8 protein-coding genes are annotated in these 7,792 nt (G+C 67.5%); 5 read left to right on the forward strand and 3 right to left on the reverse strand.

Annotated features, from left to right (window positions below; genetic code table 11):
- On the forward strand, window positions 1-1,686 hold a 1,686-nt coding region (locus Q7T84_RS19535; protein ID WP_304812354.1), incomplete at its 5' end, for a bifunctional (p)ppGpp synthetase/guanosine-3',5'-bis(diphosphate) 3'-pyrophosphohydrolase.
- A gap of 26 nt (window positions 1,687-1,712) precedes the next feature.
- Here the strand turns inward: Q7T84_RS19535 and Q7T84_RS19540 are convergent.
- Window positions 1,713-2,150, reverse strand: a complete 438-nt coding sequence (locus Q7T84_RS19540; protein WP_304812356.1) for a CBS domain-containing protein — start codon at window positions 2,148-2,150, stop codon at window positions 1,713-1,715.
- Window positions 2,151-2,484: 334 nt separating this feature from the next.
- Between Q7T84_RS19540 and Q7T84_RS19545 the strand changes: the two genes are divergently transcribed.
- The gene (locus Q7T84_RS19545) at window positions 2,485-4,218 is read left to right on the forward strand and encodes an amidohydrolase family protein (protein ID WP_304812359.1); all 1,734 of its coding nucleotides are present in this window, start codon (window positions 2,485-2,487) and stop codon (window positions 4,216-4,218) included.
- Window positions 4,215-5,483: an amidase gene (locus Q7T84_RS19550; protein WP_304812362.1), complete on the forward strand. Its 1,269-nt coding sequence runs from the start codon at window positions 4,215-4,217 to the stop codon at window positions 5,481-5,483. The genes Q7T84_RS19545 and Q7T84_RS19550 overlap by 4 nt, the downstream gene beginning before the upstream one ends.
- On the opposite strand, the gene Q7T84_RS19555 is transcribed toward Q7T84_RS19550, so the two are convergent.
- Together Q7T84_RS19555 and Q7T84_RS19560 are read right to left on the reverse strand one after the other, a co-directional pair.
- Entirely contained in the window at window positions 5,480-6,013 is a 534-nt protein-coding gene (locus Q7T84_RS19555) for a GNAT family N-acetyltransferase (protein WP_304812364.1), read from the reverse strand. The two genes, Q7T84_RS19550 and Q7T84_RS19555, sit on opposite strands and share 4 nt — an antisense overlap.
- Window positions 6,013-6,705 (reverse strand): glutathione S-transferase family protein, encoded by a 693-nt coding sequence (locus tag Q7T84_RS19560; RefSeq protein WP_304812367.1) that lies wholly within the window; start codon window positions 6,703-6,705, stop codon window positions 6,013-6,015. Before Q7T84_RS19560 ends, Q7T84_RS19555 begins: the two co-directional genes overlap by 1 nt.
- Window positions 6,706-6,781: 76 nt before the next feature.
- Between Q7T84_RS19560 and pyrE the strand changes: the two genes are divergently transcribed.
- Together pyrE and Q7T84_RS19570 are read left to right on the forward strand one after the other, a co-directional pair.
- Window positions 6,782-7,366, forward strand: a complete 585-nt coding sequence (gene pyrE / locus Q7T84_RS19565; protein WP_304812370.1) for an orotate phosphoribosyltransferase — start codon at window positions 6,782-6,784, stop codon at window positions 7,364-7,366.
- Window positions 7,367-7,430: 64 nt separating this feature from the next.
- Window positions 7,431-7,792, forward strand: a 362-nt coding sequence (locus tag Q7T84_RS19570) for a pyridoxine 5'-phosphate synthase (protein ID WP_304812373.1), incomplete at its 3' end; no start/stop codon positions are given.

Below are 7,792 nucleotides of genomic sequence, written 5' to 3' on the forward strand. Positions count from 1 at the left end.
GAGACCCTCGACATCTACGCCCCGCTGGCCCGCAACATCGGCTGTCACCGCATCTGCACCGAGCTGGAGGAGCTGGCCTTCGAGCACCTCAACCCGGTGGCGCGCGACGCGATCGGCCGCCGGCTCGAAGCCCTACGGCTCGAGCAGGGCGGAGCGGTCGCGGTGGTGTCGGGCGAAATCGCCAGCCGGCTTGAGGCCGCGGGCCTGCCGGCCCGGGTGTTCGGCCGCGAGAAGAACCCCTATTCGATCTGGCGCAAGCTGCAGCGCAAATCGATCGGCTTCTCCCAGCTGTCCGACATCTTCGCGTTCCGGGTGATCGTCGACACCGAGGCCGACTGCTACCAAGCGCTGGGGGTCATCCACCGGGCCTGGCCGAGCGTGCCCGAGCGGTTCAAGGACTACATCTCCACGCCCAAGCGGAACAACTACCGCTCGATCCACACCACGGTCGTCGGCCCGCGCGGGATGCGGATCGAGATGCAGATCCGCACTGAGACGATGGACCGGATCGCCGAGGACGGCGTGGCCGCCCACTGGCGCTACAAGGATAAGTCCTACGGCTTCGACGCCGAGGCCCAGGCCGCCGAGGGCGGTCGCGACCCGCTCGTCAATCTGCGCCATCTGGTCCAGGTGCTCGAACACGGCGGCGACGTCGAGGAACTGGTCGAGCACGCCAAGCTCGAGATGTATCTCGACCAGGTGTTTGTCTTCACCCCCAAGGGGAAGCTGGTCAGCTTGCCTCGCGGGGGCATGCCGCTGGACTTCGCCTATGCGGTTCACACCGACGTTGGCGACACTTGTATCGGTGTCAAAATCAACGGCGAACTCAAGCCCTTACGGACAGCTCTTCAGAACGGAGACGTGGTCGAGGTGATCCGCGGGACCAAGCCCGTGGTGCCGCCGGACTGGCGCTCGCTGACTGTCACCGGCCGCGCGCGCTCGGCGATCCGCCGCCATATCCGGCAGACGGAGAAGGAAGAGTTCATTCGGCTGGGCCGCGCTACGGTCGACCAGACTTTCGAGCGAGCTGGCAAGGCGCGCAAGGACGTGTTGCTGAAGCCGTCGCTGGAACGCTTCGCGGTCCCCACCGAGGAAGACCTGTTCGAGGCGGTCGGACGGGGACGCATCTCGCCGACCCAGGTGTTGGACGTGATCTTCCCCGGGCTCAACGCCGCCGACCGCGACGCGGCGACGGCGACGCGCCGGATCGAGGGCGGCAAGGGCGCCAGGCTCTACGTGCGCGGCGGCGGGCTGACGCCGGGCGTGTCGCTGAACTTTGGGACCTGCTGCACCCCGGTTCCCGGCGACCGGATCGTCGGCATCTTGGAGCCGGACGGCACAGGTCTGACCATCCACACCATCGACTGCGCGACACTGGCCGATTTCGAGGACCGCGAGGAACTCTGGCGTGACCTGCAATGGACGCCGGAGGCCGAGCGCAACACGGTGACGCTGTCGAAGCTGAGCGCCACCATAAAGAACGCGCCCGGCGTGCTGGGCCAAGCCTGCACGGTGATCGGCGAGGCTGGCGGCAACATCGTCAATTTGCGCATGCACCGTCGGCAATCTGATTTCTTCGACGTGGATTTCGACGTTGAGGTGAAGGACGCCAAGCACCTCACCCACATCGCCGCCGCCCTGCGCGCCAATCCCAGCATCGAGACCGTGGACCGCGCCAAGGGGTAGCGGGCGCCGTCTGCGCCCGCCGTTCCTTAGTGAATGGACTGGGAGTGCTCTCCCCCCGGACGCACGATGCCGCCGAGCGCTTCGCCTGCGCGGGCGGTTTGGCCGATAGAGGCCAGGTCGGCGAGCGAGACGATGCCGATCAGGCGCTTTTCGCGGTTGAGGACTGGTAGGCGGCGGAGCTGGATGTCGCCCATATTACGCAACACCGCGTCGCTTTCCTCATCGTCGAAGCAGTAGCGAACCTCGTTGCTCATGATCTCGCTGACCTTGGTGTCGGGGCCCTTGCCCTGGGCCACGGCGCGCACGCAGATGTCGCGGTCGGTGATCATGCCGACCAGGCGGTCGCCGTCGCTGACAGGAAGCACGCCCGCGTCCAATTCCGCCATCAGGCGCGCCGCATCGCGCAAGGTTTCATTCGGATTGGCCATCCTGACATCGCGGGTCATGCATTCGCTGACTCTCATGGGGAAGACTCCTGTTTGGGGAAAGCGGCCGTGCTGGCCGGCATGGAGGCGAAACGAGCGCGGCAAAGTTCGCGTTCCGATGCAGGCTGAGATTTTCCGGAAAGGTCTGGCTGGCGCCCAGACACAGCGAAGCCCGACGGTCTCACCAGGATTGTGGGAGGTTTCGCCGGGCTTCTTGTCCGATCAGTTTCCATTGCTGGCTCCTGATCGGGCGCGATCTTCGATTTTCACTCGTCGATCAAAAGATAAACGAGAAGCCGGGCGGCGCGGTTCCTGCGCTTTGCAAAAAATCTCTGGCCTGACAGCCGGTAGAATCTCGCTTCACATGCGTGCCATGTACAGACCCGCCGTCCTCGCCCTGACCGCCGCCCTGCTGGCCTCCACCGCGAGCCTCGCGGCATCGCCGCCGGCCTATGACGTCGTGATCCGCAACGCTCAGATCTATGACGGATCGGGCGGCGCGCCGTTCAAGGGCGATGTCGCGATCGGCGAAGGCCGCATCGCCTATGTCGGTCCGCATGCGCCCGGGAGCGCCCGGACAACCATCGACGCCGGGGGCAAGGCGGTCTCGCCCGGCTTCATCAACATGCTCTCCTGGGCGACCGATAGCCTGATCGCCGATGGCCGCGGCCTGTCTGACCTGAAGCAGGGCGTGACGCTGGAAGTGATGGGCGAGGGGACCTCGATGGGGCCGCTGTCGCCGGCGATGAAGCTCTTGGAAGCCCAGCGGATGGGCGACATCAAGTATCCGATCGAATGGACCACGCTCGATCAGTACCTGACCTGGCTGGAGAAGCGCGGGATCGCGGTCAATGTCGCCTCGTTCATCGGCGCGGCCACGGTGCGCGAGCACGTTCTGGGAGAGGGCGACGTCGATCCAACGCCCGAACAATTGCTCGCCATGCGCAAGCTGGTGGTCGAGGCGATGGAGGATGGCGCGCTCGGCGTCGGGTCGTCGCTGATCTATGCGCCGGCGAGCTATGCCGAGACGCCGGAACTTACGGCCTTGGCCACCGAGGCCGGGCGTTGTGGCGGCATCTATATCAGCCACATGCGCTCCGAGGCCGACCGCCTGCTGGAGGCTATCGACGAACTGATCGAGATCTCCCGCGTCTCGGGCGCGCCGGCCGAGATCTACCATCTGAAGCAGGCCGGCCGCGCCAATTGGGACAAGCTTGATCCCGCCATCGCCCGCATCGAGGCGGCGCGGGCCAAGGGACAGCGGATCACCGCCGACATGTACAGCTACACCGCCGGCTCGACGGGGCTGGACGCTGCCATGCCGCCCTGGGTCCAGGCTGGCGGGGTGGAGCAATGGATCGCCCAGATGAAGGACCCGGTCGTCCGGGCCAAGGTCATCGCCGAGATGCGCCAGGAAAAGCCATCCTTCGAGAACCTCTATCGCCATGCCGGTGCGGACGGGACGCTGCTGGTCGGCTTCAAGAACCCGGCCCTCAAGGGGCTGACAGGCAAGACGCTCGCCGAGGTCGCCAAGGCGCGGGGGATATCGCCAGAGGACGCCGCCATCGATCTGGTCATCGAGGATGGCAGCCGCGTCCAAGTGGTCTACTTCCTGATGTCGGAGGAGAATGTCGCCCGCCAAACGGCGCTGCCGTGGATGAGCTTCGGATCCGACGCCTCGGCCCAGGCGCCGGAGGGCGTGTTCCTGAAATCCAGCACCCACCCGCGCGCCTACGGCAATTTCGCGCGGGTGCTGGGCAAGTATGTGCGCAAGGAGGAGACGACCAGCCTGGCCGACGCGGTCCGCAGGTTGTCAGCCTTTCCCGCCCAGAACCTGGGGCTGACGGATCGCGGCCTGCTGAAGGTCGGCTACCACGCCGACGTGGTGGTGTTCGATCCCAAGACCATCGGCGACCGCGGGACCTATGAGAAGCCCCAGCAGTTCGCGACCGGGGTCAGTCATGTGCTGGTCAACGGCAAGCTGGTGTTGGCCGATGGCGAGCCGACCGGCGTCGCGGCAGGCCAGGCGGTGCGCGGCCGGGCCTGGAAGGGGTGGGCCGAGGGCGGCTGTAAGCTCACCGCCAAGGACTGGAGTTGGGCCTGGTGACCCCGCCCCAGGCCAGGGCGCGGATCGATCGTTACGGCGGGAAGCTTAACGCCTTCACGGCCGTCTTCGAGCCTGGGGTTGGCGCGGGGCCGACCTTCGCGGTCAAGGACATGATCGACTTCGCGGGCGTGCCGACCGGCGGCGGCGGTCGCTCGCCGCTTGACCCGTCGCCCGCGCGTCACGCCGCGGCGGTGGAGCGACTGCTGGAAGCCGGCTGGGCGGCGGTCGGCAAGACCCAGACCGTTGAGCTGGCCTATGGCGGGTGGGGGACGAACCGTGCGGTCGGCGCGCCTTGGAACCCTTGGGACGGCCAGATTCATCGGGCGCCGGGCGGCTCTTCCAGCGGATCGGCGGTCGCCGTCGCGGCTGGGCTCTGCGATGTGGCGCTGGGTACCGACACCGGCGGATCGGTCCGTATCCCGGCCGCCGCCTGTGGGGTGGTCGGCTTGAAGCCGGGGCGGGGCCTGGTCTCCCTGCGCGGGGTTCATGATCTGGCGCCCAGCCTCGATACGGTCGGAACCCTGGCGCGCAGCGTCGCCGACGCCGCCCGCGCGCTGGAGATCATCTCCCGGCCGGACGGGGCGCAGACCGGGCGCGGGCCTTTCGACGCCGAGGCGGCATTGAAGCGCGATGTGGGCAGTTGGCGGGTGGCGGCCCTTGTCCCCGGCGACATCGACGATCTGGAACCGGAGATCGCGCGCCTCTATCTGCAGGCGCTGGACGCTCTCCGGGAGGCTGGGGTGGAGGTTGTGAAGGCCACGCCTCCACGTCCGCTCTCGGCCTATTTCGAGCCGAACGGGGTGTTGATGGCCGCCGAGGGCTGGCGTGTGCGCGGCGCTCATATCGAGGCGCACGCCGCCCAGATGGATCCGTGGATCGTCAGTCGTTTTGAGGCGGGGCGCGGGATCACCGACGCTCAACTGGAAGCCGCGCGCCATCGCCGCGCGGAGGACCAGGCCGAGTTCCACGCCTGGCTCTTGGCTTATTCGGCGTTGATCTGTCCTACGGCGCCGATTGAGGCCCCGCCCATCGCCAGCGTGGATGAGACGGTCTCGCCGCTCTCGAGCCTGACCCGGGCTGGAAACTATCTCGACCTACCGGCCGCCAGCGTTCCGTGCGGCCTCACCGCCAACGGGATGCCGGCCGGGCTGCAGATCATGGGCGGGCCTCAGGATGAGGCTTCGGTCGTGGCCCTGGCGGCGGCTTTCGAGACGGTGTCGGGCTGGAACGGGCGAATGCCCGACCTCTTGGGATTTGCGATCTAGAGCCAGGCTTTTTCCAGACGCAGGAGGCGGTACGGGACGTCGCAGCCATGCGGCTTGGAGAACTTTTCGACCTCGCCGACATAGCGAAAGCCCAGCGCCTGGAGAACCTTCCCGGAGGCCGGGTTCTCCGAGGCATGCCCAGCCACCAGGTGATCGAGCCCCGCCGTGTCGAAGGCGAAGTCGCGAACCGCGCCGGCCGCCTCGCGGGCATAGCCCTGTCCCCAATGGGCTTCATCGAAGAAGTAGCCGAGCTCGGCCCCGCCGCCAGCGATCGCGTCGATGTCGGCACAGCCGATCACCTGTCCGTCCAGCACCACGGCGAAGCGATAGGCCTCGCCGGCCCGCCACTCCTGGCCGTGGATATCCACCCACTCGGCCATGGCCTCCAGCGTCGCTGGCCACGGCGCGAGCCGCAGCATGCGGGTCACGTTCCAGTTGGACTGAATATCGGCCAGGCGTTGCGCGTCCGCCGGCTCGAACGGCCGAAGGCTCAGGCGACAGGTGGTGAGGCGGAGGCTTGGGTCGATCATCAGGCCATCTGCTTGGCCTGCTCGCGCGCGGCCGCCTGTTGCTCGGCGATGGCTTGCCGAGTCTCGTCGATCAACCGCGCGGCGATGGGGTCGGTCTGGATCGAGGTCCAATAGGCCGCCAGCTTGGGCAGGCTCTCCAACGGATCGGGCGTGCCGAACAGGCTTGGGATCCACTCGGTGGCGAGGACCAGTTGCGGCGCGATCGCTCCGTCGGCCTGGGTGAGGGCGCCGCCCACCGCGTAGCCCTCTGATCCGATGAAGGTTTCGAGATAGGCAAGCGCCTCGGCAACCTTGCCGGCGGCGGTGTGAATGGCCTGCGTTTCCCAATGGCGGCGCGAGCGGCCGGCGAAGTTGAACAGCGGGACCATGGCCATGACCACGTAGAAGTCGCAGATCCGCGACAGCAGCCGCATCCGCGCCCGCTCCCACGGATCGTCCGGCCGCAGCGACGGCGTCGGATAGGCGTCTTCGAGGTATTCGCAGATCACCTCGGATTCCGGCAGCACGCGGCCGTCGTCGAGCACCAGGGCCGGCACGCGGCCGATTGGATTGACGTTCAGGTACTCGGCCTTCGATTCGGCCGTGGCCCCAAAGCCTGGCGGCCGGATCACCTCAACCTCGATCCCCTTGGCGTAGAGCAGCAGGCGCACGCGCGTGGGGAAGGGCGAGTCGTAGGTCTGAAACAGTTTCACCGGTTCGTCCTCCCAAAACGAATTGGTCGGTGACAGCTTGGCAGGCGTTGGGTAATCCGCAAGTCAGGAGGCCCCAATGAACACCGAAGACGTCCTCGAAGAATTCCGCGCCTCGGGCGCTCTGCGCGAAGGTCACTTCGTGCTGTCCAGCGGGCTGCACTCCGGCACCTTCCTGCAGAAAAACCTGGTCTTCCAGTATCCGGAGCGCACCGAGCGGCTCTGCAAAGCGCTGGCGGCGAAGATCGTCGAGGCGGTGGGCGAGGTCGATCTCTGCATCTCCCCGGCCGTCGGCGGCATCATCCCCGGCTATGAGACCGCCCGTCACCTGGGCGTGCCTTCGATGTACGTCGAGCGCGAAGGCGGCTCGTTCAAGCTGCGTCGCGCCTTCTCGATCCCGCCCGGCGCGCGGATCGCCATGGTCGAGGACATCGTCTCCACGGGCCTGTCGTCGCGCGAATGCGTCGAGGCGATCAAGGCGGCTGGCGGCAATGTGGTGGTCGCGGCCTGTATCGTGGACCGCTCGGGCGGCCGCGCCGATCCGGGCGCGCCGTTCGTGGCCCTGGCCCGCCTGGACGTGCCGGCCTATCCGGCCGACCAGCTTCCGCCTGAACTGGCCGCGATCCCGATCGAGGATCCGGGCAGCCGTCGCCTGCACGGGTGATTTCCAGGCCGCTCGCGCCTATTTCCAGGTCAGCCCGCCATCGCGGCGATAGTGGAGTAACCAGATGAGCCGACTGCGCCTAGGGGTGAATATCGACCATGTGGCGACCATCCGGAACGCCCGTGGTGGCAGCTATCCCGATCCGGTCCGGGCGGCCGAGCTGGCCATCGCGGCCGGCGCGGACGGCATAACCGCTCACCTGCGTGAAGATCGCCGGCATATCTCGGACGCCGATATCGAGGCGCTTGCGGTCATCACTCGCAAGCGCGGCCGGCCGCTGAACTTCGAGATGGCGGTGACCGCTGAGATGGAGGCCATCGCCCTGGCCCATCTTCCGCACGCCGCCTGCCTGGTGCCCGAGCGGCGCGAGGAGCGCACGACCGAGGGCGGGTTGGACGTCGCCGGCGGCCACAATCACACCGCCCC

It is taken from the genome of Phenylobacterium sp. (assembly GCF_030654915.1).
In the GTDB taxonomy this organism is placed as follows: domain Bacteria; phylum Pseudomonadota; class Alphaproteobacteria; order Caulobacterales; family Caulobacteraceae; genus Phenylobacterium.